Source organism: Thermohahella caldifontis, assembly GCF_041153465.1.
GTDB lineage: Bacteria > Pseudomonadota > Gammaproteobacteria > Pseudomonadales > Oleiphilaceae > Thermohahella > Thermohahella caldifontis.
This window is the reverse complement of sequence record NZ_CP154858.1, coordinates 2000229-2025846: the sequence shown is the minus strand read 5'-3', so window position 1 is coordinate 2025846 and position 25618 is coordinate 2000229. Positions and strand designations below refer to the sequence as shown.

Here is a 25618-nt window from a genome sequence, read left to right as displayed (position 1 = left end):
GAACGACAATGAAGACAGAGGATACAATCTTGATCAGGAAAAACTGGATGGCGCTCGGGCTGGCGGTCAGTCTGAGCACGAGTGTGTGGGCGGAGAACACGCCTGCGAAGGTGGCGCTGGATACGGATGCCCAGAAAGTGGGGTACAGCTTTGGTCAGATGTTTGGCCAGCGGCTCAAGGGCAGTCTCCCGGAAATTGAAGTGGACGCCTTTCTGGCGGGTATCCGGGACGCTTACAAGGGTGAGCCGAGCCGCATCAGTCAGGAAGAAATGGCGCGCGTGATGCAGGCCTATCAGGCCGAGCAGCAGGCCAAACAGCAACAGGCCTTTGAAAAACTGGCGGCTGAGAACAAGGCCCGTTCGGACGCTTTCCTGGCGGAAAACGCAAAGAAGGAAGGCGTGGTGACCACGGCTTCCGGTCTGCAATACAAGGTGATCAGGCAGGGCACCGGCCCGAATGCGACCGAGGATGACACGGTGGTGGTGCATTACACCGGCACGCTCACGACCGGCGAGCAGTTCGACAGCTCGGTGGCGCGCGGACAGCCGGCCACGTTCCCGGTCAAGGGTGTGATTCAGGGCTGGGTGGAAGGTCTGCAACTGATGAACAAGGGCAGCAAGTATCAGCTCTTCATCCCGTCCGGGCTGGCCTATGGGCCCAACGGCAACGGTCGTATCGGTCCCAATGAGGCGCTGGTATTCGATGTGGAACTGCTGGACATCAAGCAGCCCGCTCAGTAAGGCATTATGATGCAGGCTGTTGCCGGACTTTGTCATTTTTGGCAATGTCCGGCTACACTGATCATCTGGTTCAACAATTCATGCAGAGGTTCACATGCGGCTTGACCCGATCCGGGGATGGGTCATGGCACTGGGCGTGCTCATGGCGACAACGGTTTGGGCAGGGACAGCCGAAAAGCAACTGGTCACGGTAGGCTATATCGAGTTTCCGCCTGTCTTCTGGACAGCACCGGACCATACCCCCAAAGGTTATCTGATTGATCTGGCACGCATGACGCTGGAGCGTGCGGGTTATCCCTGGAAGGCGGTTTCCCGGCCCACCCGGCGCATGGCCGTCGAACTGGTGGATGGCCGCATCGATCTCTGGATCGGCCTGCCCACCTTGCCGGAATTCGAGGGGACGACGCTGGTGGGCCCTTCCACCGTAGCTACCATCGAGCTGAACGCCTACTGGATGTCGGGCACGCCACCGGTGGACGAGTGGTCCGACCTCTATGGTGACAGCGTGATTGTCCTGCATGGCTACAGCTATGGCGGACGGATTGTGGATCTCAAGGATCCGGCCTACCATACCCGTCTTTATGAGGCCTATTCTCATGAGCAGGGTCTGGCCATGCTGCGGGCGAATCGCTGCAACTACCTGCTTGACTACACCGGGCCCATGCGTTCCGTGCTGGGCAAAATGCCCACCCCTGAACTTCGGAAGTTTCGTCTTCAGGCATTGGACGCCCATTTTGTGGTGAGCAAAAAACGCCCGGATGCGCCACAACTGCTCAAGGATCTGGAGCAAGCTTATGCAGAGCTCGTCGCGGAAGGGCGCTGGCCCAAGTAAGACTGTCATCTGGGAGCGGACCGGTACCGTGGGCAATGTCCCGGGTGACTGTCCCGAAACCCCCTGTCAGTGGGATCTGCATCCGCAGGTTACACTCAATGCACCGGTTGGCTGCTGTGTTGACCGGGAGGGGCGGATATGGCTAGCGGATACGGGCAATAACCGGATACTGATCCTGGACCGCCGGTTGAAGGTGATTCGTTCCGTATTCGGCCATGCGGGGCAGGATGCGGAACAGTTCAACCTGCCTTTTCGCCTGGCGGCACATCCGCACCGCCGCCTGATCGCCGTCTCCGATATGGCAAACCGTCGGGTCCGGATTCTGGCCTATGATCGTTCCGGGCACCTCGGTGATCAGGTGGTGATTCAGCATGACCTGTGCGCACCCAACGGTGTGGTCTGGATTGGTAATGTGCTGGCCGTGGCCGATGAGTTTTATGCCGACGCGCAGGGGCGGGGGAGGGTCGCCCTGTTTGATGATCGGGGGAACTGGCTGAGAGATCTGACCGCCATTTCCGGCATGCATTCGCCGGGGCTGCTCTGGCCGCAGGGCGTGGCGACAGATGCCGGGGGACGGCTTTACATTGCCAATACCGGGTTTGGAACGGTTGTTCGTTGTGACCTGAGTGGTCAGGGGGTGGCATTTGCGTCCACCGGAAACGCCGAGCTGGGCGGCATGGAACTCGCCCGGGATGTCTGTGTTCAGGGAAACCGGCTCCTTGTCCCGGGCGCTGCGCCCGAATCCATCGGCGTGTTCGATCTGGATGGCCGTTCACTGGGACAGCTGGACGGTTTTTTCGTGCCGGTCAATGTGGCCGCTGATCCGAAGGTTCCTGACCGGATCTGGGTGACGGACCCCGTATTGGGGCAGATTCAGGCCATACAGATCTTGGGGCCGGTGCCACTGGCGCGGGTCGTGGTGCAGGCGGGGCCGCCGCGGCGTGTCCCCGGACAACTTCACTACGCCACGAGTGCCGTACAACCGCGCAGGGCGTTGGCACCACCCAGGGGCCCCTGGTTCTGGCAGCTCTGGTACTACGGGTTTCAGTGGCAGCTCACCCTGGCGGAGACAGCCTTCAACCTGTTTTGGGGTCGACGCACCAACGAGACCGAGCCGGTCTGGGCCCTCAGTGCCGCGGAGCCTCGTGTAGAGGTGGCTGACCTGGCCTCTTCCGGCACACCGCGCGGGCAGGCGGTACCGGATAGCCCGTACCTGCCTCCGGGCTCTCTGGGGATGGCCCTGTTCTACCCGGCCGGAAGCGTGCCCCAGCTGGAACCCGGATTCCCGCTTCTGCTGGTGTCCAATTACCTGCTGGGACAGGTACTGGTGCTCCAGCATGCGCCCGGGGCTGACGACTGGGTTTTCAGATCCGCTTTTGGTGGGTCTCTGGCCGGGGAGGCCCGGATGCGCCGGCCTCAGGGATTGTGTTGTCATCGTGGTGAGCGGGTGTGGGTGGCAGATAGCGGCAGGCATCAGATTCTGTGCTGGCAGGTGGATGCACTGGGTGGTTTTGAGCCGGTCAAGCAGGTGGGAACCCTGGGTGACGGTCCCGGTGCCTTTCACGGGCCGTCTGACATTTCCGTGGGCCCGGATGGCCGCCTGTACGTGGCGGATCAGTTCAATCATCGGGTGCAGATTCTGGATGAGCGGGGTCGCCATCTGCGGACGATAGGCCGCCCCGGCTATGGTTCAGGCGGGGACGTGATGCTGCTTCCGGCCGGAATTCATTGTCTGAAGGATGCCTTTGTGGTGAATGATCTGGTAAACCGGAAGCTCAAGCGCTACAGCCTGGACGGCGAGTTCATGGATGTGATCGGGGAGTTGGGAGGCCGGCCGGAGGAGGATCAGTTCTGGATGCCTTATCTGCTGTCAGGAGATCAGGCACACGCACTGGTGCCGGACTGCGCCCTGAACCGCGTGGTGCAATACCGGCCCGGCCCGGCAAGGGCTGTCGGAACCCGCACGGGGGCTGTGGTTGTTCTGCCCGTTCTGGAGGCCGCACGCAGACAGTCTCTTGATCAGGCCCTGAAGACAGAGCAGGCTGAGGTGCCGGCATGGGATCTGGAGCGTTACGCCGGCCGCGCAGTCCGTGAGCTGAATGATGCTCTGGCCGGACTGGGCCGCTGTGCGATGCCGCATTGGCGCTGAAAGAGTCAGGGTGCGGTTTCGCCTGAATTCTGTTCATGTCTCGGGCGTAGTGCGGGACCTGGTCTGATTGCGGGATGACTGCGTCTGCTTTGTATTATTGGCAACGTAACGCTTAATAAAACCGGTAAATTCTGAGTCAGGGAGCGGACGGCAGATGTAATAGCCTTGCAGAAAGTCACAGCCAAGCTTGGTAAGCGCTTCGTACTGAGCCCGGGTTTCCACGCCTTCCGCGATGGTCTTCGCTCCCAGGTCGTGAGCCGTATCGATAATGAGGCGAATCAGTCGGTAGGTTCGGCTGTCGTCAAGCATCTGGTCCACAAACTGCTTATCAATCTTGATGGCCGCAACATCCAGCTGATTGAGCATGCTGAGCGAAGAGTGTCCTACGCCAAAGTCATCCAGTTCCACCGTGGCACCCAGGTCGCGAAGCTCGTGAATGAAGCGTCGAACCTTTTCCATGTGAAGGACAGCAGTCCTTTCGGTGATCTCGAAGGCAAAGTGTCGGGGCGAAACCTGATATTTTTCCCAGAGTGATTTCAGATGTGTGATCAGGGTATCGCGCTGTTCGATATCGATTGCCGAAAGGTTGATGGATAGCCGGTCAACGGGCAGCCCCGTGCTGATCCACTGTGCACAGGTCGATATGGCGCACTCGGCCACCAGAGGTGTGATGTGGGAAATCAGCTGTGTCTGCTCGGCAACGCGGATAAAACGCTCGGGTGATACCGGATTGCCTGAATCATCCATCAATCGGATGAGAATCTCTGCACTGATACGATCCGGATGCTGTGCATCTGCAATGGGTTGGAATACCCAGGTAAAACGCTTTTCCCTGATGGCGCGCCTCAGCAGGGACTGGATCCGGATGTTGTTTTCCACGTCTTCGTAGAGTGCAGGATCAAAAAAGCGGATGTTTGTGTCCTGGTCCTGGTGATCCATCAGAACCAGGATCTCATGCGTCAGCATGGGATCCTGGCAGTCCTGAGGATAGCGCAAGATACTGAAGCGGGCCCGCACCGGGGGAATCTGCATGGATTCGGTCAGCTCATCCAGGGCTCCCTGAATCTGCGTCATGGACCGGTGCAGCAACTCCGTCCTGGTCTCTTTCAAAACAAGAAAAAAGTGGTCGGCACCCAGATGGTAGACCTCTTCCTGTTCCTGCAGGTGGCTGTGGAGAAGGCGGGACAGCCGCCGGATCATTTCATCGCCCTGAGCAAAGCCGCCCAGCAAGTTGATGCTGGAGAATTCCTTCAGGTTCAGGTAAACAAGAGACACTGGTCCGTCAATGTTTTGCAGCCGTTCAAGCAGCGCCGTCTGATTGGGATCCCCGGTTAGCGGGCTGCTATAGGTAATGAGCTCGAGGTGCTTTTGATGCCTGAAGAGCGTGATCTTCTCACCCAGCAGCTTTCTCAGTTCCTTTAACGGCTGAGTCCAGCCCTTGTCCGGCCTGAAAAAGCCGGGCTGATCGCTGTACAGCACCAGTATGGCTACAGGTCGCTCGGGGGTGTCAATTCTGAGTGCTATGGCTGAATACGCGATGCCCTCATCAAGAGGCCCGTGCCATGGGATCAGACGGGGCGTGGCTCTGGCAATTTCGTGGTAGGTGAATCCATCCCGCCATGCTTCGGCAACGAGGTTGAAAGGCTGGTCATCCTCAGTGATTTTGACATGAATGGTTTGGCTGCATTTGCCGACGCCTTTGCGGCAGACATGGGAAAGAATACGTTGTGGGTTTTCCTCGGGTTCAGGCAGGCCAACCCATGCCAGGGCAATGGTGGGTACGGACGCCAGTTGCTCACAGAGATCGCAGTAAAAGGATGCTTCATCCCCGGACTGTTCGATGGCCCGATAAAGGCCCGAAGAGAACTCGTGTGACAGTTCCAGGCGTTTGGAGTGATCGATATCTGTCCAGACCCCGACGATATCGATGGTCTGTGGGGTTTGTTGGATGATTTCTACACAGTCTTCAATCCATTTGGTACCGTCAGGAGTCTGAATCCGGTATTCATGCAACAACCGGCCCTCAAGCAGAAGCAGGGATTGCCGCCCCATGACTTCACTGCGGTCCGCATTATAGATGGAACGGGTCCACCAGTGGGGATCCTGAAGTCCCTTGGCGATGAGTCTTTCATAGGGTTCGCCGACTATGGCTGCCATGCTCGGTGAAATGTAATGCGCCTCTGCCGCCCAGGTTTCCAGGTTGACCGTCGCGTGATACAGCCCGCTGGGAACCTTTTCCAGTACCAGAGATTCTTCGCGGGCAATGACCGGCATCATGTGTTTGTTGATCCACACTGCCAGTACGACGGACGCCTCGCCGGCCGGCAGGGGGTGGACGGCCATCACGCCGAGATCATCGGGACGGCCATCATCATCCATCAGGGGCAGATAGACGGGCGCGAACTGTTCTGCAGTTTCAGCCTCGAATGCGTGCAGTGATGGCAGAAGGGATCTCAAGCGATCGCGGGTGCGGGCTGGCAGCAATTGTTCAATCAACAGCGGAGTGGAGAGCTGCTGTTGCGTCACCCGGAAATGCTGTTGAAAGACCGGGTTGGCGTAGTCCACGGTGTTGCCAAAAGCCACTACGGCAAACTCTGAAGCTTCTGCGGCGCTCTGCCAGTTTTCGCTGCTGAGCAACCGGTACAGTTCTCTGGCCACAAAAAATTTCAGTGTTTTCCGGGTTTCTTCCGATTGCTCGACAGTCATGATTGGCTACACCTATTGCCAAAGTGGGCGGACAAATGACCAATCTTGGAAGTGTAACAGAATATTAGCGGTACATATTTTGATATTAGTCAAAAAAAGACTGAGGCTGGGCGGGGTGGACTACCCATGGGCAAATGAGCGCGATCGTTGGCGCTGAATCCTCCGCCCGCCTATACTCCATCAAAAGGAGGTGAATCATGATCCGGGTGGGCATCAATGGTTTCGGGCGCATTGGCCGTGCGGTCGTGCGTGCGCTGTATGAGTCGGGCTACAGGGACACCATTCAGGTGGTGGCCATCAATGATCTGGCGCCGGTGGAAATCAGCGCCAGATTGCTCCAGCACGACAGCATCCATGGGCGTTTCAATCAGCCTGTAAGCTGGATGGATGGTCATCTCCAGGTGGGGGAGGATGGCATGGCCTACCTGTCGGTGGCTGATCCGCTGCAGATTCCCTGGGGTACGCACAAGGCCGATCTGGTGCTCGAGTGTACGGGCCGCTTCCGGGATGGCGAGCAGGCAGGACAGCACATCATGGGCGGGGCCCAGAAGGTGCTGATTTCTTCTCCGGCCAAAGAGGTGGACGCCACTGTCGTTTACGGTGTGAATGAGGCCACGCTGGAGCCCGGGCACCGGGTGGTGTCCAATGCCTCCTGCACCACCAACTGTCTGGCGCCGGTGCTGAAGGTACTGCACGAGCAGTTTGGCGTGGAGGAGGGGACGGTGACCACCATCCATGCCATGACCAATGACCAGAATCTGCTCGACAAGGCCCACAAGGACATATACCGGGCCCGCTCTGCCGTTTCGTCCATGATCCCGACACGTACCGGTGCGGCCGCGGCAATCGGCGAGGTGCTTCCGGGGCTGGCCGGGCGTCTCTACGGCATGTCGGTGCGGGTGCCGGTCACGGATGTGTCACTGATTGATCTGGTGGTACGGGTGGGCCGGGAGACGGATGCCGAGGAGGTGAATGCCGCCCTCCAGAATGCTTCCGCCCGCATGCCGGTGCTCGCCTATACGGAGGAGCCGCTGGTGTCCGTGGATTTTGTGCATCATCCGGCCAGTGCCATTGTGGATGGCCGGCAGACCTGGGCGAACGGTCGCCTGGTGAAGGTCATGGCCTGGTATGACAACGAGTGGGGATTTTCCAACCGGATGCTGGATGTGGCGCTCACGATGATGAGTCTTTGAAGTAGCGCTCCGGCGACCACCGGGTCATCCAGTCGAGGAATTCGTTCACGGGCAGGGCTGGCGCAAAGTACCAGCCCTGTGCCGTATCGACACCGAGCCGGGTCAGGTGCCCGGCCTGTGCTTCCGATTCAACCCCTTCCGCCAGGGTTTCCATGCCAAAGCCGTGGGCAAGCCGGACGAGGGTTTCGATCAGCAGGCCACTCTGGGGGTCGGCATTCAGGGCTTCGACGAAGACCTTGTCGATTTTCAGCTCCGTGGCCGGCAGATCCTTGAAGTAGAGCAGGGAAGAATAACCGGTGCCGAAGTCGTCCAGGGACACGCCAAACCCCGCCACGCGCAGACGTTCCAGGTTGTCGATGGCATGCTGCCAGTCCCAGAGCATGCTGCTTTCGGTCACTTCGAGAATGATCTGTGACGGTGCCACGTTCCAGATTGCTGCGCTGTTGGTGGCCAGCGTCACCAGTTCCTCGTGATTGACAAAGTTGCCCGAGAGGTTGATGGACAGGGTGTGTTCCGGATGCTGGTGAAGCCAGTCGGCGGCCTGCCGGAAACTGGCATTGAACAGCCATTTGGTGAGATCCAGCACAAAGCCGCTGTTTTCAAGCAAGGGAATGAACACTTCCGGTGACACCGGTCCGCGCGTTTCGCTTTCCCAGCGCAGCAGGGCTTCCGCGCCCACGATCTGATGGCGGTGAAGGTGGATCTGGGGCTGGAACCAGACCTTGAGGGCGTTGGCACGAAAGGCCTCGTACAGTTCGGCCTCAATGCGCCAGGATTCCAGCTTGAGATGTTCGGGGACGTCACGGTAATCCAGGTACGGCCGGAATTGTTGCTTGGCGTGGCGCAAGGCCTGTTCGGCGTGCAACAACAGTCGCTCGCCGGTTTCGCAGTCCGGTCCGGAACTGGCGCTGGCGAGCACGAAGCGGGGCATGACGGTGAGATCGTCCAGGTCGATTCGTCCCGGGAGTGATTCCAGCAGGCGGATACCCGCCAGTTCCAGCAGTGAAGGATGGGTGACGCGACGGACAGGGCACAGCCACTGGCCGCCGCCAAGCCAGTAGACACCGCCCCGGTCGGCCCGGAGAGTTTCCAGCGTCCGGGTCAGCAGGTTCAGGCAGGCGTCTGCCTGACTGTAGCCATACACTTCGTTGAGCCGGGCGAGCTGCCGCAGATCCAGGAGCAGGACGCCAAGGGGTGCGTCACTGGCATCCAGCAGGGTCTGGAGTGCACGTGCCACCTCGGCGCGACGGTACGGGCGGGTCACAGCTCCAGCGCCTCCATGTCAATGCCGTAGGCACCGGGCTGAAGTGCCCTCCGGATGCCCGGTGCTTCCTCGCCCAGCGTCTGTTCCAGGGTGAGCAGGTCCAGCTCCTCGGGACTGACCGGTTGTTTGTCCGCATCGCGAAGCAGCAGGATGCGTGGCCGCAGACGGCGGGTCACGTGCGCCTTGATGACGATGCCCACGCGACCGTCGGTCAGTTCCACCAGCGTGCCGGCAGGGTACAGGCCAATCGCCTGAATGAATTCCTCGATCAGTTCCGCCTGAAATTCCACGTTACGCCACTCGTAAAGCTTGCTCACCGCTTCGGAGGGTGAAATGGGCGCGGCATAGGGGCGTTCGCTGGTCATGGCATCATAACAATCGGCAATGGCGGCAATGCGACCGTAGAAAGGAATGAGCTTGCCCTTGAGCCGGTTGGGATAACCATGGCCGGCGTGACGCTCGTGGTGAGCGGCGACCATGTCGCGAATGACCTGCGAGCGGTTGCCCATGGCTTCGAGCCGTTCGAGTCCGTGCTCCACGTGGTTCTGCATCTGCCGGAATTCGGCATCCGTGAGGCGGCGGTCGTGGTTGATCAGCCCCTCGGGCAGATCAAGGTGCCCCACATCCAGGAGAATGCCGCCTAGGGCCAGATCTTCGAGCAGTGGGCGTGGCAGGCCGAGCTGACGCCCGAGCAAGGTACACCAGACGGAAACGGATAACGCGTGCTTGAAGGCATAGGAACCCTGGCTCTTGAGGCGGGTGAGCAGTGCGCAGGCGTCAGGATTGCGGATCACGCTGGACACCATGGGGCCGACGGAGCGCCTCCAGCGTTTCAGATCCAGGTCCGGTGTGCTGCGCAGCTGTGCCAGCAGCGTTTCGATATCCCGGGACAACTGCTTGTAGGCAATGCGCGCAATCGGCAGTTCGTCTTCCAGTGACCGGGTCACCGGATAGGTACGGACGCTGATACCGTGAGGCACCAGCTTCTGACGCTGGGCCTGGGTCGTGACGGTGATGCGGGGCGTCGGGTGATGAACGGGGGCCCGGGTTGCGGGTGCCTTGCCCAGTGCGGTGTCAATGACCACATACTCGCAAAGCTGGCGCAGCAGTTCGATATCCCGGTAGGAGCGGATCAGAAAACCCTGAATGGGGAAGGGCGTCTCCAGCCACGGGCGATCCAGCCCGGACACATACATGCCCAGCTCCAGCTGTGTGGTACGGACTTCAACCGATTGGACGCCTGTGGAAATACGCCGTTCCTCCTGTCAGTACTGCCCGGCTCATTCAGGCAGGCGGCAGATCCGGTTGCGACCTCTTTTCTTGGCCTCGTAAAGCGCGAGGTCTGCACGCTTGTAGAGTGTCTGGAAGTCTTCTCCCGGATTCATCAGGGACGTCACGCCGACACTCATTGTGACGTGCCGTCCGTCCGGTTGCAATGCCTCGACACCGGCCCTGAGAAAGTCCGCACGCTTGACCGCATTCTCCAGAGAGCAGTGGTACAGGAGGATCATGAACTCCTCGCCACCCATGCGTGCCACCACATCCTCCTTTCGTGCCTGACCACGCAGGTAGTTGCCTATCTCGACCAGCACCCGGTCACCTGTATCATGGCCCCAGGTGTCGTTGACCTTCTTGAAGTGATCGACGTCGGCCAGCAGGATGCTGAGCGGGTGGCCGTGACGCCGGGCTTCGCTGATGCGCAGGGCCGCGGATTCTGTGAGGAAGTTGCGGTTGTACAGACCCGTCAGCGGATCGCGCATGGCCAGTTCGTGCAGTTTCTTCTGTTGTGCCTTGACCTGGTCCACCAGGAGTTTGGTCCGGATCAGATTGGCAACGCGGACCCGAAATTCTTCCATGTGGAAGGGCTTGGAGACGAAGTCGTTGGCACCACCCTGCAACAGAGAGAGTCTTTGGCTGATATCATCCAGACCAGACAGGGCCAGAATCGGGAGGTCGTCAAATTCACGCCGACGGCGGATCTGGCTGATGAAGGTCAGGGCGTTCATTTCCCCCGGCAGGATGACATCAGTGATGACCAGATTAAATTGGGATGGGGCTTTGGTCAGGGCATCCAGCCCTTCTTCAGCTGTCAGGTAGTGCGTTGTATCCTGATTGATGGTTTCCAGAGTGGCCTTGATGACCGCGGCCATGGAGCGGTCATCTTCAATGAGCAGAACCTCGCCCGGCTCCAGAATCTGCCTTGAGGTATGCAGCAGATGGTGTTCAATGTACTGGTAAAACTTCTCCAGATGCTGTTTGCTGAAGACCTCGGTGGCTCCGGCCGAGAGAAGCTCCGTGACGATGGCATGATCCGTTTCCGTCGTCAGTACCAGTATGGGCAGAAGTGTATCCGGAAGGGCTGCCCGGATACGGGTGCAGAGCCCTTTGCAGGTTTCCCCTTCCAGATGGTAGGCCAGTGTCACAAAATCAAAAGGCTGATCGGCATGCTGTAACTGGGCCAGTGCACGATCCGGGTAGGCTTCACAGACCACTTCCAGTCCCTTTTCCTCCAGGATATGACCGATGAGTTTGCGGTAGAGGGGGGAGGGATCAATGATTAAAGCACGTTGGGCCATATCTGTCTCAACCTTTATACGTACAACAAGTATGGACGGATCTGATCAGATTGCCACCGGATGTCCTCTTTTCATTCTGAGACTTGATGCACGGTTTTGTGTCAAGGAAGTGACTCCGGTTCCGGAAGGCGCATCAGGGAACCGGTATGATGAAGGCATCTTGAACGAGACCGGGGTATATCACGATGCACAAGGCAGGCTGGATGCTCTGGAGCTGGCTGATCTGTACACAGCTCTGGGCTGCAGGCGCGGATTGGAAGCTCATTCATGACGAGCCCGATCTGCGTGTCTGGATCCGTCCTGAACCGGGCAGCACGGTTGCGGCGTTCCGGGGAGAAACCTGGGTGCCGGCCAGCCTGGATGCCGTGCTGGCCCTGACGGCGGATCCCAAAGCCTGCCCGCGGTGGATCTATCAGTGCCGCCATGCGGAGGTGCTGGAGCGCCACGGCTTTCACCGCCGCCTGACCTACCAGGTCAATGACATGCCATGGCCGGCGCAGGACCGGGACATTGTGCTGGAAGTGACCATCCGTGAGCTGTCACCGGGTGGCGCAGTGCGTGTGGACATGATCAGCCGCCCGGATGCACTTCCGGACCGGGGGTTGGTGCGCGTGCAGCGGTCCCGCGGACACTATACCCTGACGCCGGAGCGGGGTGGTGTCAGGGTGGTGTGGGAGCAGCATACGGATCCCGGCGGGGCGCTGCCGGGCTGGCTGGTCAATCAGCTGCTCGAGAACCTTCCCGAACAGACACTGCGCGGGCTGGCACGGCTGGCGATACAACCGCCCTACAGCCGGGCACATCTGGCCCGCGATGCACAGGGCCGGATTGCCGGCTGGCTGGGTAGCAACTGGCTGGCGCTAAAGCGCTGAGGTCTCGCTGGCCACGGGCACAGTGGTCCGGGGTCGCAACTGGGAGCACACCATGCCGGCCAGCATCAGGGCGCATCCGATCAGGCCACGCACAGACAGGGTTTCGTCCAGCATCAGCCATCCGCCCAGGGCAGCGAAGGCGGCCTCCAGACTCATGAGGATGGCGGCATGGCTGGCCGGGACGTGCTTCTGGGCAATGACCTGCAGGGTAAAGGCGATGGCCACGGAGCCCAGTCCGCCATAGAGAATGGGGGCCCAGCCGGCCAGCAGATCAGTCACCCTCGGGGTTTCCACCCAGAACGCAGCCACGCCCGAGAGCAGGCCGGCCACCAGAAACTGCCCTGCTGCCAGCCGCAGGGCATCCGTGCGCGGTGCCAGCCAGCCGATAACCATCACGTGCGCAGCCCAGAACAGGGCACCGATCAGTTCCAGTGTATCGCCCCAGGACAGCTCGAAGGGGCCTTCGATGGTGAGCAGGTAGAGGCCCCATAGGGCAAGTCCTGCACCGATCCAGGTATAGCGGTGGGTATGCTGGCGGAAGAACAGTCCGAAAAACGGAATCAGAACGATATAGAGACCGGTAATGAAGCCGGCCTTGCCGGCAGTGGTGTATTGCAAGCCGATCTGCTGCAGCGATGAGGCGATGAACAGGACGGTTCCGGCCAGCAGACTGGCAGGCAGCACACGGATCTCCACCGGTGGGTGCGGCATGCGACGGCTCAGAACATGAACAATGGGCAGCAGGGCCAGTCCGCCCATGATGAAGCGGGCCAGGTTGAAGGTATAGGGGCCGACGTGTTCCATGCCCACAATCTGTGCCACGAAGGCAAAGCCCCAGATCAGGGCAGCCAGAAGCAGCAGGGCTTCTGAAAAAAGCTGGTTGGATTTCATGGGTTATCTGGATGCCCGTATGGCGGCGATGCGCTCGTCTGTGACCGGGTGCGTGGACAGGAAGCCGGTGGATGCCTGTTCCTCTCCGTGTGATGCGGCCAATTTTCTCAGAATCCGCACGAAGGCGCCAGTGTCCAGCCCCGTCTCGCGCATACGCACAACTGCGTAGGCATCCGCTTCGCGTTCCATGTCCCGGGAGTAGCCGAGCTGGGTCAGCAGCAGGGGCAGGGCGGTGATGGCGCTGCTGGCGGTGGACAGGTCACCGGTCATCAGGGTGACTAACGTGACAACTGAGGCCTGCTGAAGGGCCAGACGCAGGCCATGACGTTTTTCCACATGCCCCTGCTCGTGCAGGAGCACGGCCATCAGCTCGTTGTCATCCTCTGCCAGCGCCACCAGTTCGTCCGTCAGGATGATGTCCCCGGACGGCAGGGCCAGCGCATTGGCACCCAGCTTCGGGCTGGCACGAATATGCAGCCGATAGCGAAACTCACTGTTGCGAATGAGGGTGTCAAACTGCTCCTGCAGCGCGTTCCGGCGGGCTTCGGGAAGGTTTGAGGGACTGAATACATGGGTGTCGAGCCAGTCCAGGGCATCCGGGCCCAGTTGCTGGACCTGGGGCGCGGGAATCTGCCCGGCGATGAAACCGGCCAGAGCCGGGATGCCCCAGGTGACCGTCCCCAGCAGTACGGCAATGGCCAGCACCGTGGCCACCAGCACAGCTGTCCACCGGCTTTCGAGACGGTGCAGCCAGCTGTTCGCCGGCCTGACCTGTGCTTCGAGGCGGGCGACAGCCCCATGGTCAGCGGTTTCGAGCATGGTACCGTCGGGCAGGCGCAGGATTCTGGGTGTATTGCCGAGCCGTGGTTCTATCCTGATGTCCTGCACCGGCAAGGTCCGGATCTGGCCCCCAGCCATGCGGATCATGATGCCCTGCCGGTCATCCAGCGTGACCGTGACCGTCTCGGGACGGGAGGTCTGCCCGTCATACAGACGGGCCTGAAAGGTCAGGGCACTCAGAGGCCGATCTCCACATCAAAGACATCACCGATTTCTTCACCCAGAGCACTGACCTGTGTCTGCTGTTCCGCCACGAAGGTATCCAGCGGGCTGTGGGCCAGCAGACCGGTGACGGAGGCACGGTAACGCAGGGTGCGGATCTGTGCCCAGGGAATCAGCAGGCCGAGCGATACCAGAATGGCCAGGGTGTTGGTGACATAAAGCCAGAATATGGCACCGGTGGTGACCCGGGAACGTACCCGGTGGCCGTCCAGGGACAGGTTATCGAGAAAGAGGTTGATCCGGCCTGCATGGATCCGGGCGTACCACCAGACCAGCGTGCAGGTGAGGGCGATGGGCAATGCGCTCGTGATCCAGGCGCCGGGGATGGCAGGCAATGTGCCGGCCAGCTGAACGATACCGCCGAAGAGCAAGGTCAGGGCAACCAGCAGGACGAGCGCGGTCAGGCTTGCCGAGGTGTATAGCCCATAGTAGGCCTTCACCGGGGCTTCATAGTCAAAGTGTGTGGTGCCGTATCGGGCGCGGGTACCGATGAAGTGTTTCAGCCACCACTCCCAGGCCGGGAAGCCCAGCGCAAGGACGAGCATGAGGCCGCCCATTCCCGCCAGCCAGAGTGCCGGGAATTCGGGTTCCATGCCGGGCCGGGGCGCCCGGGGACCATACAGAAAGGTGATCAGAAACATGAGTGCCATGAGCAGCACGGGCAGACCATAGATCAGATAGGCTCTGACAAAATCACGCTGGAAGCCGAAGGCGATGCCCCGGTAGGTGGTGACGCGCAGGCGAAAGGCCAGGGACATCACGATGATGGCCGGAATGATCAGCATGAAGAGGAGCGACGCGAGGCTGCCGGCGGCGGGCATCATCTTCTGCAGGAGGGAGAGCGCCAGCAGCAGAACCACGGCGATCAGACGGCCCTTGAGGATCTGCATGGGTTCGGCGGTGTAGTCGAAGCGGTGACCGTCGAGCTCCAGATTGCGCATCAGATATTTCTGTGTGCGCACCTTGGCCCAGGCCGAGTAGATTCCCAGTGTCAGGACGGTCAGGATGATGTTGACGATCCAGATGCGGAAGAACTCGATGGCCTTGCCGTGAAACTGAAAGCGGTGAAACGTGGCGGATGGTGTGGCAGTCATGGGCATCCCTCCTGTGTGACTGTCCCTGGATGGTGTATGGGCCGGCATTGTGGCCGGCCCGGTTGGCGTACTATAGCGTCAGGTACCGATCCGTTCCAGCAGGGCGAGCAGGAAGCGCCAGAATCGTGCCACGGAGGGAATGTTCACGCGCTCGTCGGGGGAGTGGGCGCCCTGAATGGTGGGGCCGAAGGAGATCATGTCCCAGTGCGGTGCCTTCCTGCCCAGCAGGCCACACTCCAGTCCGGCATGGATCACCTGAATGCCGGCGGGTACCCCGAGCACCTGTTCGTGAAGCTGTCTGGCGCGCTGCAGCAGCGGGCTGTCCGGACGCGGCGTCCAGCCCGGATAGGGGGCCTGTCGTTCAACCCGGGCACCCAGCGCGGCGAAGACCGCCCCGATTCTTTCGGCCGCCTCATCCCGTGCCCGGTCATCCAGGCTGCGGGGCAGGCAGTCCACGCGGATCTGGCCGGGTGTCCAGTGCACGACCCCCAGGTTGGCCGAGGTGTGGACCACGCCTTCGAAATCCGGGCTCATGGCCAGCACGCCATGCGGACAGCGAAGCAGCGCGTCCAGCCAGGCATGACTGGTATCGGCCGGTGTGGTCTCTGAAACCGTGGTGCGAGTCAGCGTGATCCGAATGCCGGGCTCGCGTGCCTGCCACTGTGTCTGGTAGTGGTCAGTCACCGCCTGCAGCGCGCTTTCGTCCGCGGCAGCCGGGAGGACGAGGGTGGCTTCGGCCGAGCGGGCGATGGCGTTGCGCAGCGTGCCGCCGGAGAATTGTGCCACCTCCAGGGGTCCCCACTCATGGCTGATGGTCTGCAGGAGTTCAGCCAGGATCCGGATGGCATTGCCACGCTGGCGGTGGATGTCGATGCCCGAGTGACCGCCGCGCAGGCCGTGCACCCCGATCTGCCAGCCCGCCTGTTGCCGTCCGCTGGCGGGCAGCGTCGCGGAGACCACCACATCCACGCCGCCCGCGCAGCCGATATAGAGTTCGTTCTCTTCTTCGGTATCCAGGTTGAGCAGGTAATGGCCTTCAAACCAGTCGGTCTGTGCGCCCAGGGCACCGCTCATGCCCGCCTCCTCATCAACCGTGAGCAGGGCCTCGAGCGGGCCATGGCGGATCGCCGGATCACTGAAGACCGCGAGAATGGCGGCCACACCAATGCCGTTGTCCGCACCCAGCGTGGTGTCGCGGGCATGAAGCCAGTCGCCGTCACGTACCAGTTCGACCGGATCCCGGGTAAAGTCATGGGGGCTGCCGTCCCGCTTCTGGGGCACCATGTCCAGATGGCTCTGGAGAATGATGCCGGGTGTGCCGGTCATGTCGGGATGTGCCGGTTTGCGCAGCAGCAGGTTTCCCGCCTCGTCCTCGTGAATGCGGATGGCGGTGCCGGCAAAGAGGTTGCGGATCCAGGCCTTGACAGCCGCTTCATGTTTGGAGGGTCTGGGAATCCGGCTGAGGTTCTCAAAAAATGGCCACAGGGGAACATTCGGATCAATCTGCATGGTTGTCCTTTTCGGCGTGGGGAGCGATAGCATCAGGAGCGGTCCCGGCCGCATCACGGATCAGCTGGCCGAGGAAGCGGGTGGCCGGTCCGGCGGTGTCCCGGTTGGCGTAGGCCAGATACAGTGTGATCAGCGTGTTGCCGCCTTCTTCCAGCCGCAGCGGCACCAGTTCACCGCTGTCCAGTTCCGCCTGAATCCAGCTTCGGGGCAGGCGTGCAAAGGCCAGACCGCGCTTGACGATGTAAAGGGATGTGGACAGATGGGTGACGGTCCAGCGCTGTTCCGCGCCAAGCCAGCCGGAGTCGCGCTTGCGTGTCAGCCCGGAATCGCGCATGACCACCTGGCGATAGCGGGCCAGTTCGGCTGCGGGCAGCGGTTGTGGTGCGCTGGCGAGCGGATGCGTGCGTGACACCACGGGGATGAACTCCACCTGCGCAACCGGTGTGCCCATCTTGTCCGGCGGCAGAAAGTGGGAGACCACGAGATCCGCCTTGCCGCTCTGGAGCATTTCCTCGCCGCCGGAAAGCACCACCTCGAACAGCTCGATCCGGGTCTGCGGATAGGCTTCCGAGAACCGGGCCAGCATGTCGTAAAGCTTCTCGTGGGGATAGATGACGTCCACCGCCAGGCGGATCACCGGTTCCACCCCGGCAGCCAGAGAGCGGGCCAGCTCTTCGAGCTGTTGTGCCTGGCTGAGCAGCAGGTGGCTGCGCCGGAGCAGCGTTTCACCGGCGGGGGTCAGTTTCGCCTTGCGTCCTTCCACTTCCAGTAACTGCACACCGAGCAGGTCTTCCAGCTTGTGCACCGCATGGTGAATGGTGGACTGGCTCTTGTGCACGACAGCCGCCGCCTGGGCAAAGCCGCCGTGTTCCACGACAGCCCGCAGCATGCGCCATTGTTCCAGTGTGGCCTTGGGCACCGTTGACTCCTGTGTCAGTTAGCCGGGCAGACGCCGCCAAAACGTCTAAACTCATGTAAAGTGCCAAGCATAGAACGAGGACGGGGTCTTGAACAAGTGGTGGATTGCGGCAGCCCGGCTGGCGGCCCTCGGCTGCCTGATGGTAAGTCTGCCGCTGCGTGCGGAAGTGTTTCATGCGGCCTTTTTCAATCCCCAGGGGGTGGACGATCCCTTCTGGAAGCCGGTCACGGAGGTCATGCAGGCGGCCGCCCGCCAGCTGGATATCCGGCTGGATGTGTATGCGGCCAACCATGACCGCCTGCGCCTGATCGAACAGGTCAGGCAGGTGGTGACCGGTGCGGACAAGCCGGATGTGATCCTGTTCAAGAACGCCAAGCAGAGTGCCGGTGCGATTCTGCGGCTGGCGGAAGACAATCAGGTGCGGGCGTTCATGTTCAACGCCGGTCTGTCGGAGGAGGAAACGCGGGATCTGGGACGCCCGCGGGAAAAGTTCCGCTACTGGATCGGTGAGATGCTGCCGGATGACTGGCAGGCCGGGCATGATCTGGCCGGCATGCTGACGCTCGCCGCCCGGGAACGGCAGCTGGTGCAGGACGGCCAGCCCATCCGCATGCTCGGGCTTGGTGGCCCGCCCGGGGACCGGGCCGCGCGGGCCCGTCTGGACGGCCTTCAGGCGGCGGTGGAGCAGACACCGGATGTCCGGTTGCTGCAGGTGGTGCCTGCAGGCTGGAACCGTGAGGAGGCCTACCGCAAGACACTCGGCCTGCTGCGCCGTTACGGTCGGGTGGAGGCCATCTGGGCCGCCAACGATCCCATGGCCCTGGGCGCCCTGGACGCCCTGCAGGAGTCCGGCTATCTGCCCGGCCGGACGGTGCTGGTGGGCGGGATTGACTGGAATCCGCCTGCTCTGGCGGCAGTGCGCGAGGGACGTCTGCTGGTGACGCTGGGCGGACACTTTCTTGAAGGGGGCTATGCACTGGTGGTGCTGCATGACTATTTCAGGGGGGTGGACTTTGCCCGGCGGGACGGCGTGAGCCTGAAAACACGGCTGGGCCTGCTGACGCAGGAGAACATCGGGCGTTATGCTGAGCGTCTCGACGGGGCTGACTGGAACCGGATTCCGTTCAGGCAGTTTTCGCTGGTGCTCACTCCCGGGGGTGAGCGCCATGACTTCAGTCTGGACCGGCTGCTGGAGATGCTCTGACGTGAAGATGAAATGGCGCCTGATGGTCTCGACCAGCGTGATTCTGGCCTTGGTCATGCTGGGGCAGGCGTTGTATGACGGCTGGGCGGGTCATGAGCGCACGCGGACTGCACTGCTGCAGAAGGCGGAGGTGCTGGCGGACGACCAGGCCGCCCTGCTGGCGGAGCCGGTATGGAACTTCGAGTTTGACGCCATGGAACGGGTGCTGAAGCCGCTGGAGCGCCTGCCTGAATTTCGCGGTGCGATCCTGAGATACCCGGATGGCAAGGTGCTGATCCGGGTGGGCGGTGCTCTCGACGATCAGGATATTGTGCGATTCAGCCGGCAAATCACCCATCCGGGGGCAGACCGGCCGCTCGGGGAGCTGACGCTGGCATTTTCGACGGCTGATCTGCACGCGTCTCTCGGCCAGTCCGTCCGGCGCAGCCTGGGAATCATGGTGCTGATTCTGATCGTGGTCAATCTGGCCCTGGCCCTGGCCTTCAGCCGCATTCTCCGCCCCATGGAGCGGGTGGAACAGGCCACGCGACATCTGGCTGAAGGGGAGCTCGATCAGGATATACCGGAAACGGAACGGGATGATGAAGTGGGCGAACTGGCACGAGCAATTGCCCGGCTGAGAGAGGGGTCCGGGCGCTGCATGATCTGCAGGCATCTCTCAGTGATCAGATTGCACGTCAGACCCGGGATCTTCGGCTGGCCAGGGACAAGGCGGAAGAAGCGGTCCGGGCGCGGGATCTGTTTCTGGCCACGGTCAGTCACGAGCTGCGCACGCCGCTGACATCCATCCGCGCAGCGGTGGCTCTGGTGCTTACGCCCGAGGCGGCCCAGTTGTCGCCCAAGGGGCGGGAGCTGATGGAAATCGCCCGGCGCAACTGTGATCGCCTCAGTGAACTGGTCAATGACATTCTCGACTCCCAGGCACTGGCGGCGCATCAGCTGACCATCGAGCGGGAGCTGCTGGACCTCTGCGCCCTGGTGGATCGCGTGATTGTCAACATGGACAGCCTGGCCATGCAGAACGGTGTCATGCTGCACCGGGGCGAGATGACGGCGCCGGCGTGGGTGCGGGGAGACCGGCACCGGCTTGAACAGGTGGTCAGGCATCTGCTCCAGAATGCCATCAAGTTTTCACCCCGGGGCCGCTTTGTGCTGGTGGAGCTGATCAGGGAAGGACAGTGGTGGCGGCTGGTGATTGCCGATCAGGGACCGGGCATTCCGGAGGATGTCCGGGGCAATGTGTTCGAACAGTTTGCCCGCTCCGATACCGGCCTCAACCGCAACCAGGGCGGTGCCGGTCTGGGGTTGTCGCTGGTGCGTGAGCTGGTGGCGCTTCACGGTGGAACGGTAACGTTTGAAACCTGTACGGCGAGTGATCTGAGCGATGTCCCAGCGGGGCAGGAGCAGGTGACCGGCACCAGCTTTCATGTGTTGCTGCCCTGCGCCGAAGCGGCATCGTCAGGCCTGCAGCAGGATCAGCCCTTGGCATCCTGAGCGGAGCGGATCACCCGCCGGTGTTTCAGAGAGTAATAGCGCAGATTGCCCGGTGCGTGCGAGATGACCACGGACAGGATGATGATGACGGCCAGAATCCACCAGGCCTGCGCCGGCCATTGCGTGAGCGCGGCAATCAGGATCAGCTTGACGTAGATTGCAAGGCCGCGGACCTGAACCCACCACAGCGGGTTGGACAAGCCGTCCAGCAGCGCCAGCGCCAGCCCGGATGCCAGCGTGAGCCAGGCAAAGGGCAGCCAGGTCTCCGGGCGCTCCGGAACAAACCAGAGCCCGCCGCAGAGGGCACTGATACTCAGCACATGCAGCGTCCGCAAGGTGATCTTGAACGCGCGTTTGCCGGTGAAATCGGGGATGCGAGGCGCTATCATGGTTGCCGAATGTCACTCAAAGTGGCCTGCGAGTCAAGCACAACACCCGTTTGGGGCAAGGAGACACGGCAATGACGCAACTGAATACCCCGCTGCACAGGGAAGAAAGGGTCCCCTGGAAACCGGCCCCCGGGCTGCGCAATCGCCATGTCCAGTCCATTCTGGCGTCACTGAAACTGCGCCGGCCTCTGGCCCGACGGCGTGCCCGCGAAGCCCTGGCCGTGGCGCAAGACTGGATACTGGATGCCGGCGACGGTCGCCGCCTGCACGGCGTGTTCAGCCCGCAGAAACAGGAAGATGCCCCGCTGGCCGTGCTGCTTCATGGTTGGGAAGGCTGTGCGGACTCCCTGTACATCCTGTCGCTGACCGCGGAGCTCTACCGGCGTGGCTGGCAGATCTTTCGCCTGCACCTGCGTGATCACGGGCCGTCTCATCATCTCAACCCCGAACTGTTCCATGCCAACCGGCTCGATGAGGTGGTGATGGCCCTGGCCGACCTGCAGCAGCGCACCGGTGCCGCAAACTGGGCCATGGTCGGCTTTTCCCTGGGTGGCAACTTCACGCTGCGCACGGCACTGGCCGCGCCGGAAGCCGGACTGAAGATGGGTCATGCGGTGGCGGTGTCACCCGTGCTTGAGCCCATCCATACGCTGGAAGCACTGGAAACCGGGCTGCCGCTCTACCGGGCCTACTTCCGCAAGAAATGGCTGCGTTCCATCCGCCGCAAGGCTGAAGTGCACCCGGGGGCCGTGGACGTGGACGCATTTGTACGCAGCCGCTCTCTCAGTGCCATGACCGAGCATTTCGTCCGCGAACACACGCCCTATCCGGACCCCGAGTCCTATTTTGCCGGGTACGCGGTGACCGGCAATGCACTGGAAAAGCTGCGCATTCCCACCACGCTTATCTTTGCCGAGGATGATCCGGTCATTCCGGCGCGGGACCTGCAGCGGTTGCGCGGCAATCCCAATCTGCACATTCTGCGAACGGCACATGGAGGCCACTGCGGGTTCATTCAGGATTACCGCCTCACGGCTTGGGTGGATGGCGTGATTGCCGGGAAGCTGGAGCCGCTTCGCTCATGAGTCTGCGTGCGAAGGTACATGAAATTGTCGAGGTCCGCGACACGCTGCCAAGCAAGGTGTTCGACTATTTCATTACCTTTCTGATCGTGCTCAATGTGGTGGTGATCGTCCTGGATACGGAGCTTGAATTCCGGGTGCGGTATGAGTCCCTGTTTCGGCGCATTGAAGTGTTCAGCGTGTTTGTCTTTACCATTGAATACCTGTTGCGCCTGTGGAGCATCAAGGAGGATCCCCGCTACCGGCGACGCTATGGTCGCCTGCGCTGGGCATTGACACCCATGGCGCTGGTGGACTTCTTTGCGGTGGCGCCCTATTACCTGGTGGGGCTGACGACGCTGGATCCGTTGTATGTCCGTGTGGTCAGGCTGATCCGTCTGTTCAAGATCACCCGGTATTCCCGTTCCATGGATCTGCTGCTCACGGTGTTACGGAAGGAGGCCAACAGCCTGCTTTCGGCCATCTTCATTCTGATCATGCTGATCCTGCTCGCGGCTGCGGGCATCTATCTGGTGGAAGGCGATGATCAGCCGGTGGCGTTCGGCTCCATTCCCCGTGCCATCTGGTGGGCTACGGTGACGCTGACCACGGTCGGCTACGGCGATGTGGTCCCGCACAGTGCTGCAGGGCAGGCTTTTGCCATGGTCATCAGTATCGTGGGCATCGGGCTCGCGGCCTTGCCGGCGGGTATTCTGGCCTCCGGTTTCCAGCGTGAACTGGATTTGCGCAAGCGCAAGTATGAAGTGGAGGCCCGTGAAGCGCTTGCAGATGGCGTCATCACCCGTGCCGAGCGCCGGCGTCTGAACCGGGAGCGGCAGCGGCTTGGGCTGGAACGTGAAGAGGCCCGGGAAATTATGGAAGAACTGGAGCTGGAACTGGACGTTGAGGGCGAGTACCATTGCCCGCATTGTGGTGGCGTCATCCATCACCGCCCCGCTGCAACCCAACTCACTCCGGACGGAAAGGACCATGACCGCTGAATCTCCCTCTCCCAAAACAGAGGCCCGGCTGCTGCGCGCCAAGCTCAACAGTGAAACCGCCCGTATCCCCTGGCAGGATCTGCAGCGCTACTGGGCGCGCGGTCAGGTGGTCCTGGTGTCCGCCGGACTCAATCTCATTGATGTAGGGATGGCCCTGGCGGCCGACGATACGGCCGCCTTCGAGCGCTGGATGCGCGCCGGAGAGGTGGGCCCGGTGACGGAAGGCCAGGCCCTGGAGTGGGCCGGAAGCAACCCGGAACTCTGGGCCCTGGTGGTGGCACCCTGGGTGCTAGTCCAGTACCGCCCGCTCCATTGAAGTCTCCGGCAGGGCGTAGGTGCTTTCCAGATACGCCAGAATGTCCGCTGACTCGAACATCTCCACCCCGGTATTGGGGTCGATCAGGAAGGGCACCTGAACCCGGCCCCGGGTTTTCAGCATCTGGTCACGCTTGGTGCCGGGAATGGGACGATAAGGCCCCAGATGCAGCCGGAAGCTGGCAGGCCCCCAGTCGGCACGTTGCTGCTTGCCCAGGGTAATCAGGGTATAGGGCAGTTCCAGCTCGCACAGCACCTCCCGCACCGGTCGGGAATAGGGGCTGGACTCGAAGGCATACAGGGTCAGCGGCTTTTCCGGTGCCCGTGATGGCCGGGCGTTGAGTCCACGGTTCCCGCGGACCTTGCTGGCCAGCTCGGAAGACAGACGATTGGACCGGGTGGGCAGCAGCGCATCCGGAACCTTGCGGTTGCCGTAGGTCGCAAACAGCCAGGTGTTGATGGCCCGGGCACCCTGCAGCACATCACCCGTATTCGGATCCACCAGCAGCGGCCGGTGGGTGGACAAGCCCTTTGATGCGGCAGCCTCGGCCATTTTCGGGTAGAAGCGCTTGCCACCGTTGGGCACCGGCCAGATGAACACGTCCAGGTTCAGCTCGGTGATGGCCTCCCGCACCAGCCGGCACTCCCAGTCGTTTTCGCAATCAAACAGCTCCGGAAGTTTCTCGGGCTGGCGTGTGTGGCGGCTGGCCTGGGTGCCGCGCCAGCCCCGGATGGATGAGGCCAGTGTGGATGTCAGCAAGTCCTGTGGATTCATATTTCATCTCCTCTCTGCGACCGCCAGACTAATGGGACGGCAGGCGGGATGCAAGATGTGTTTACGGCGTCAACGGATGTGGTATTCTCTCTTGCGGAGGTGAAAAAAATGCGCAAGCATGTGGTGGTGCTCACGGGGGCCGGGATCAGTGCGGAAAGCGGCCTGCCGACCTTTCGTGACCTGGGTGGCCTGTGGCAGAACATCAGCGTGCAGGAACTGGCCTCGCCCGAAGGTTGGGCGCGGGACCCCGGGCGCGTGCTGGCCTTCTACAACGAGCGCCGGCGTCAGGTGCGTGCGGCACAGCCCAATCCGGCCCATGTCGCCCTGGCGCGGCTCGAGCGACACCACGATGTCACCATCATCACCCAGAATGTGGATGACCTCCATGAACGTGCCGGCTCCACCCGGGTCATTCACCTCCATGGTGAAATCCTCAAGGCGCGCAGTACGCGCGACCCCTCTCTTGTCTATTACCTGGGAGAGCGGGACATCGAGCCCGGCGATACCTGTGAGCTGGGCAGCCCGCTGCGACCGGACGTGGTCTGGTTCGGCGAGCCGGTGCCGCGCATTGACGAGGCCGTGGAGGTCTCCCGGCAGGCCGATCTGTACTGTGTCATCGGCACTTCCCTGCAGGTTCATCCCGCTGCAGCATTGATTCACTGGCGCCGGCCGGGGGTGCCCCTGTGGCTCATTGATCCCAACGCGAGCCTTCACGTACCCGGTGCACGGGTGATTCGCAAGACCGCCTCCGAAGGCGTCCCCGAGTGGGTGGACAGCCTCATGGGTGAACCGGTGCGCCTGTCCTGACTATCCGGAAACCGACAAACTGACGCTGAAGGAGAACAGAATGGCAACACAGACTGAAACCGGGAAAATGACCTTCAGCGTGACGGCAAGACGTCTCGACGCGAATGGCAGTGAGGCGTTATGCAAGGAGGCGCGCCTGGTGCTGGATACGGATATGGCTGGCCGACGTGATGCGTTCAATCCGGCAGAGTTGCTGCTGGCTGCATTGGCAGCCTGCATGATCAAGGGGATCGAGCGTGTGACCCCCATCCTGAAATTTCAGCTTCGCGGCGTGGAGATACGGCTTTCCGGTATCCGTCAGGATGTGCCGCCGAGAATGGAGCAGATCGATTACACCATTCTGGTGGATACGGATGAAAGTGACCACCGGCTGGAATTGCTGCATGAAAACGTCAGGAAGTACGGCACCGTTTACAACACGGTCGCACCGGGAACAAGCCTGCATGGGGAGATCAGACGCAAATGACGGATTATCCGAAATCGGGTATCAAGATGCCCGGAACGATCAAGGCCGGCTGTGGCATTCGCTTCGACCCGGATGACCTGACCGAGGATACGGGATTTGATTTTTCCGCTGCCGAGGCGCTCAGGCCTGATGGCGAAAAATCGGTGCCGGAGGTTTCGGATGCGGATGCTCCGGCCGATGAGACCGTACCCGCTTCGCCGGAACCTCCGCAGACACCTTGATAAAATGTCATGGGGACAGGTCCCGCTTGTGGCTATAATGCGGCCATGATGCCCCCTTAACGAACAACAAGGAACTGC

At 61.5% G+C, this 25618-nt stretch carries 25 protein-coding genes; 14 read left to right on the top strand and 11 right to left on the bottom strand.

Features of this window, described 5'->3' with window-relative positions; genetic code table 11:
- Positions 1-47 precede the first annotated feature (47 nt).
- The 3 genes from AAIA72_RS09780 (at position 48) to AAIA72_RS09770 (ending at position 3721) form a co-directional block, all read left to right on the top strand.
- The gene (locus AAIA72_RS09780; protein ID WP_369602996.1) at positions 48-740 is read left to right on the top strand and encodes an FKBP-type peptidyl-prolyl cis-trans isomerase N-terminal domain-containing protein; all 693 of its coding nucleotides are present in this window, start codon (positions 48-50) and stop codon (positions 738-740) included.
- Positions 741-834: 94 nt separating this feature from the next.
- Positions 835-1572 (top strand): substrate-binding periplasmic protein, encoded by a 738-nt coding sequence (locus AAIA72_RS09775; protein ID WP_369600131.1) that lies wholly within the window; start codon positions 835-837, stop codon positions 1570-1572.
- 28 nt (positions 1573-1600) lie between these two features.
- Positions 1601-3721 carry an NHL repeat-containing protein gene (locus tag AAIA72_RS09770; RefSeq protein WP_369600130.1) on the top strand — a complete coding sequence of 707 codons (2121 nt, stop codon included), beginning with the start codon at positions 1601-1603 and terminating at the stop codon, positions 3719-3721.
- A 33-nt stretch (positions 3722-3754) separates the two neighbouring features.
- Here AAIA72_RS09770 and AAIA72_RS09765 read toward each other — a convergent pair whose 3' ends face one another.
- Entirely contained in the window at positions 3755-6427 is a 2673-nt protein-coding gene (locus tag AAIA72_RS09765) for an EAL domain-containing protein (RefSeq protein ID WP_369600129.1), read from the bottom strand.
- A 194-nt stretch (positions 6428-6621) separates the two neighbouring features.
- Between AAIA72_RS09765 and gap the strand changes: the two genes are divergently transcribed.
- A complete protein-coding gene (gene gap, locus AAIA72_RS09760) occupies positions 6622-7620 on the top strand; it encodes a type I glyceraldehyde-3-phosphate dehydrogenase (RefSeq protein WP_369602995.1) in 999 nt (332 codons plus the stop codon).
- On the opposite strand, the gene AAIA72_RS09755 is transcribed toward gap, so the two are convergent.
- Genes AAIA72_RS09755 through AAIA72_RS09745 form a run of 3 tightly spaced genes read right to left on the bottom strand, consistent with a single transcriptional unit; the run spans position 7601 to position 11460 of the window.
- Positions 7601-8884, bottom strand: a complete 1284-nt coding sequence (locus AAIA72_RS09755) for an EAL domain-containing protein (protein ID WP_369600128.1) — start codon at positions 8882-8884, stop codon at positions 7601-7603. The two genes, gap and AAIA72_RS09755, sit on opposite strands and share 20 nt — an antisense overlap.
- Positions 8881-10134, bottom strand: coding sequence for an HD-GYP domain-containing protein (locus AAIA72_RS09750; protein WP_369602994.1), 1254 nt, complete (start codon positions 10132-10134; stop codon positions 8881-8883). The genes AAIA72_RS09755 and AAIA72_RS09750 overlap by 4 nt, the downstream gene beginning before the upstream one ends.
- Before the next feature lie 30 nt (positions 10135-10164).
- Positions 10165-11460: a diguanylate cyclase gene (locus AAIA72_RS09745; RefSeq protein WP_369600127.1), complete on the bottom strand. Its 1296-nt coding sequence runs from the start codon at positions 11458-11460 to the stop codon at positions 10165-10167.
- A gap of 185 nt (positions 11461-11645) precedes the next feature.
- Between AAIA72_RS09745 and AAIA72_RS09740 the strand changes: the two genes are divergently transcribed.
- Positions 11646-12332: an START domain-containing protein gene (locus tag AAIA72_RS09740; RefSeq protein WP_369600126.1), complete on the top strand. Its 687-nt coding sequence runs from the start codon at positions 11646-11648 to the stop codon at positions 12330-12332.
- Here the strand turns inward: AAIA72_RS09740 and AAIA72_RS09735 are convergent.
- The 5 genes from AAIA72_RS09735 to AAIA72_RS09715 form a co-directional block, all read right to left on the bottom strand.
- Positions 12321-13223 carry a DMT family transporter gene (locus AAIA72_RS09735; protein WP_369600125.1) on the bottom strand — a complete coding sequence of 301 codons (903 nt, stop codon included), beginning with the start codon at positions 13221-13223 and terminating at the stop codon, positions 12321-12323. The genes AAIA72_RS09740 and AAIA72_RS09735 overlap by 12 nt on opposite strands.
- Positions 13224-13226: 3 nt before the next feature.
- Positions 13227-14150, bottom strand: a complete 924-nt coding sequence (locus AAIA72_RS09730) for a M48 family metallopeptidase (protein WP_369600124.1) — start codon at positions 14148-14150, stop codon at positions 13227-13229.
- 89 nt (positions 14151-14239) lie between these two features.
- Positions 14240-15379: a YjgN family protein gene (locus AAIA72_RS09725; protein WP_369600123.1), complete on the bottom strand. Its 1140-nt coding sequence runs from the start codon at positions 15377-15379 to the stop codon at positions 14240-14242.
- A gap of 78 nt (positions 15380-15457) precedes the next feature.
- Complete coding sequence (locus tag AAIA72_RS09720) at positions 15458-16888, bottom strand: aminoacyl-histidine dipeptidase (RefSeq protein ID WP_369600122.1); 1431 nt, start codon at positions 16886-16888, stop codon at positions 15458-15460.
- Entirely contained in the window at positions 16878-17807 is a 930-nt protein-coding gene (locus AAIA72_RS09715) for a LysR family transcriptional regulator (RefSeq protein WP_369600121.1), read from the bottom strand. The genes AAIA72_RS09720 and AAIA72_RS09715 overlap by 11 nt, the downstream gene beginning before the upstream one ends.
- An 88-nt stretch (positions 17808-17895) precedes the next feature.
- On the opposite strand from AAIA72_RS09715, the gene AAIA72_RS09710 reads away from it, so the two are divergent.
- Genes AAIA72_RS09710 through AAIA72_RS09700 form a run of 3 tightly spaced genes read left to right on the top strand, consistent with a single transcriptional unit; the run spans position 17896 to position 20505 of the window.
- Entirely contained in the window at positions 17896-19011 is a 1116-nt protein-coding gene (locus AAIA72_RS09710) for an ABC transporter substrate-binding protein (protein WP_369600120.1), read from the top strand.
- Between the two features lie 7 nt (positions 19012-19018).
- Positions 19019-19792 (top strand): HAMP domain-containing protein, encoded by a 774-nt coding sequence (locus AAIA72_RS09705; protein ID WP_369602993.1) that lies wholly within the window; start codon positions 19019-19021, stop codon positions 19790-19792.
- Entirely contained in the window at positions 19681-20505 is an 825-nt protein-coding gene (locus tag AAIA72_RS09700) for a sensor histidine kinase (protein ID WP_369602992.1), read from the top strand. Before AAIA72_RS09705 ends, AAIA72_RS09700 begins: the two co-directional genes overlap by 112 nt.
- Here the strand turns inward: AAIA72_RS09700 and AAIA72_RS09695 are convergent.
- Positions 20487-20894, bottom strand: a complete 408-nt coding sequence (locus tag AAIA72_RS09695) for a hypothetical protein (protein WP_369600119.1) — start codon at positions 20892-20894, stop codon at positions 20487-20489. The genes AAIA72_RS09700 and AAIA72_RS09695 overlap by 19 nt on opposite strands.
- Positions 20895-20965: 71 nt before the next feature.
- Here AAIA72_RS09695 and AAIA72_RS09690 point away from each other — a divergent pair, with 71 nt between their 5' ends.
- Genes AAIA72_RS09690 through AAIA72_RS09680 form a run of 3 tightly spaced genes read left to right on the top strand, consistent with a single transcriptional unit; the run spans position 20966 to position 23272 of the window.
- The gene (locus AAIA72_RS09690) at positions 20966-21979 is read left to right on the top strand and encodes a YheT family hydrolase (RefSeq protein WP_369600118.1); all 1014 of its coding nucleotides are present in this window, start codon (positions 20966-20968) and stop codon (positions 21977-21979) included.
- Positions 21976-22956, top strand: coding sequence for an ion transporter (locus AAIA72_RS09685; RefSeq protein ID WP_369600117.1), 981 nt, complete (start codon positions 21976-21978; stop codon positions 22954-22956). Before AAIA72_RS09690 ends, AAIA72_RS09685 begins: the two co-directional genes overlap by 4 nt.
- Positions 22946-23272: a DUF2288 domain-containing protein gene (locus AAIA72_RS09680; protein WP_369600116.1), complete on the top strand. Its 327-nt coding sequence runs from the start codon at positions 22946-22948 to the stop codon at positions 23270-23272. The genes AAIA72_RS09685 and AAIA72_RS09680 overlap by 11 nt, the downstream gene beginning before the upstream one ends.
- On the opposite strand, the gene AAIA72_RS09675 is transcribed toward AAIA72_RS09680, so the two are convergent.
- Positions 23246-24046: a glutathione S-transferase N-terminal domain-containing protein gene (locus AAIA72_RS09675; RefSeq protein ID WP_369600115.1), complete on the bottom strand. Its 801-nt coding sequence runs from the start codon at positions 24044-24046 to the stop codon at positions 23246-23248. The two genes, AAIA72_RS09680 and AAIA72_RS09675, sit on opposite strands and share 27 nt — an antisense overlap.
- 108 nt (positions 24047-24154) lie before the next feature.
- Here AAIA72_RS09675 and AAIA72_RS09670 point away from each other — a divergent pair, with 108 nt between their 5' ends.
- Genes AAIA72_RS09670 through AAIA72_RS09660 form a run of 3 tightly spaced genes read left to right on the top strand, consistent with a single transcriptional unit; the run spans position 24155 to position 25540 of the window.
- The gene (locus tag AAIA72_RS09670; RefSeq protein ID WP_369600114.1) at positions 24155-24853 is read left to right on the top strand and encodes an NAD-dependent deacetylase; all 699 of its coding nucleotides are present in this window, start codon (positions 24155-24157) and stop codon (positions 24851-24853) included.
- A 40-nt stretch (positions 24854-24893) separates the two neighbouring features.
- Positions 24894-25319: an OsmC family protein gene (locus tag AAIA72_RS09665; RefSeq protein WP_369600113.1), complete on the top strand. Its 426-nt coding sequence runs from the start codon at positions 24894-24896 to the stop codon at positions 25317-25319.
- Complete coding sequence (locus AAIA72_RS09660; RefSeq protein ID WP_369600112.1) at positions 25316-25540, top strand: hypothetical protein; 225 nt, start codon at positions 25316-25318, stop codon at positions 25538-25540. The genes AAIA72_RS09665 and AAIA72_RS09660 overlap by 4 nt, the downstream gene beginning before the upstream one ends.
- Positions 25541-25618 lie beyond the last annotated feature (78 nt).

What these genes read in the sequence shown, in the direction of transcription:
- AAIA72_RS09735 (WP_369600125.1), bottom strand. Translation starts at nt 13,223, where the DNA reads ATGAAATCCAACCAGCTTTTTTCAGAAGCCCTGCTGCTTCTGGCTGCC.
- AAIA72_RS09720 (WP_369600122.1), bottom strand. Translation starts at nt 16,888, where the DNA reads ATGCAGATTGATCCGAATGTTCCCCTGTGGCCATTTTTTGAGAACCTC.
- AAIA72_RS09765 (WP_369600129.1), bottom strand. Translation starts at nt 6,427, where the DNA reads ATGACTGTCGAGCAATCGGAAGAAACCCGGAAAACACTGAAATTTTTT.
- AAIA72_RS09775 (WP_369600131.1), top strand. Translation starts at nt 835, where the DNA reads ATGCGGCTTGACCCGATCCGGGGATGGGTCATGGCACTGGGCGTGCTC.
- AAIA72_RS09675 (WP_369600115.1), bottom strand. Translation starts at nt 24,046, where the DNA reads ATGAATCCACAGGACTTGCTGACATCCACACTGGCCTCATCCATCCGG.
- AAIA72_RS09660 (WP_369600112.1), top strand. Translation starts at nt 25,316, where the DNA reads ATGACGGATTATCCGAAATCGGGTATCAAGATGCCCGGAACGATCAAG.
- AAIA72_RS09690 (WP_369600118.1), top strand. Translation starts at nt 20,966, where the DNA reads ATGACGCAACTGAATACCCCGCTGCACAGGGAAGAAAGGGTCCCCTGG.
- AAIA72_RS09780 (WP_369602996.1), top strand. Translation starts at nt 48, where the DNA reads ATGGCGCTCGGGCTGGCGGTCAGTCTGAGCACGAGTGTGTGGGCGGAG.
- AAIA72_RS09695 (WP_369600119.1), bottom strand. Translation starts at nt 20,894, where the DNA reads ATGATAGCGCCTCGCATCCCCGATTTCACCGGCAAACGCGCGTTCAAG.
- AAIA72_RS09670 (WP_369600114.1), top strand. Translation starts at nt 24,155, where the DNA reads ATGCGCAAGCATGTGGTGGTGCTCACGGGGGCCGGGATCAGTGCGGAA.
- AAIA72_RS09725 (WP_369600123.1), bottom strand. Translation starts at nt 15,379, where the DNA reads ATGACTGCCACACCATCCGCCACGTTTCACCGCTTTCAGTTTCACGGC.
- AAIA72_RS09745 (WP_369600127.1), bottom strand. Translation starts at nt 11,460, where the DNA reads ATGGCCCAACGTGCTTTAATCATTGATCCCTCCCCCCTCTACCGCAAA.
- AAIA72_RS09705 (WP_369602993.1), top strand. Translation starts at nt 19,019, where the DNA reads ATGAAATGGCGCCTGATGGTCTCGACCAGCGTGATTCTGGCCTTGGTC.
- AAIA72_RS09685 (WP_369600117.1), top strand. Translation starts at nt 21,976, where the DNA reads ATGAGTCTGCGTGCGAAGGTACATGAAATTGTCGAGGTCCGCGACACG.
- AAIA72_RS09740 (WP_369600126.1), top strand. Translation starts at nt 11,646, where the DNA reads ATGCACAAGGCAGGCTGGATGCTCTGGAGCTGGCTGATCTGTACACAG.
- AAIA72_RS09730 (WP_369600124.1), bottom strand. Translation starts at nt 14,150, where the DNA reads ATGATCCGCATGGCTGGGGGCCAGATCCGGACCTTGCCGGTGCAGGAC.
- AAIA72_RS09665 (WP_369600113.1), top strand. Translation starts at nt 24,894, where the DNA reads ATGGCAACACAGACTGAAACCGGGAAAATGACCTTCAGCGTGACGGCA.
- AAIA72_RS09680 (WP_369600116.1), top strand. Translation starts at nt 22,946, where the DNA reads ATGACCGCTGAATCTCCCTCTCCCAAAACAGAGGCCCGGCTGCTGCGC.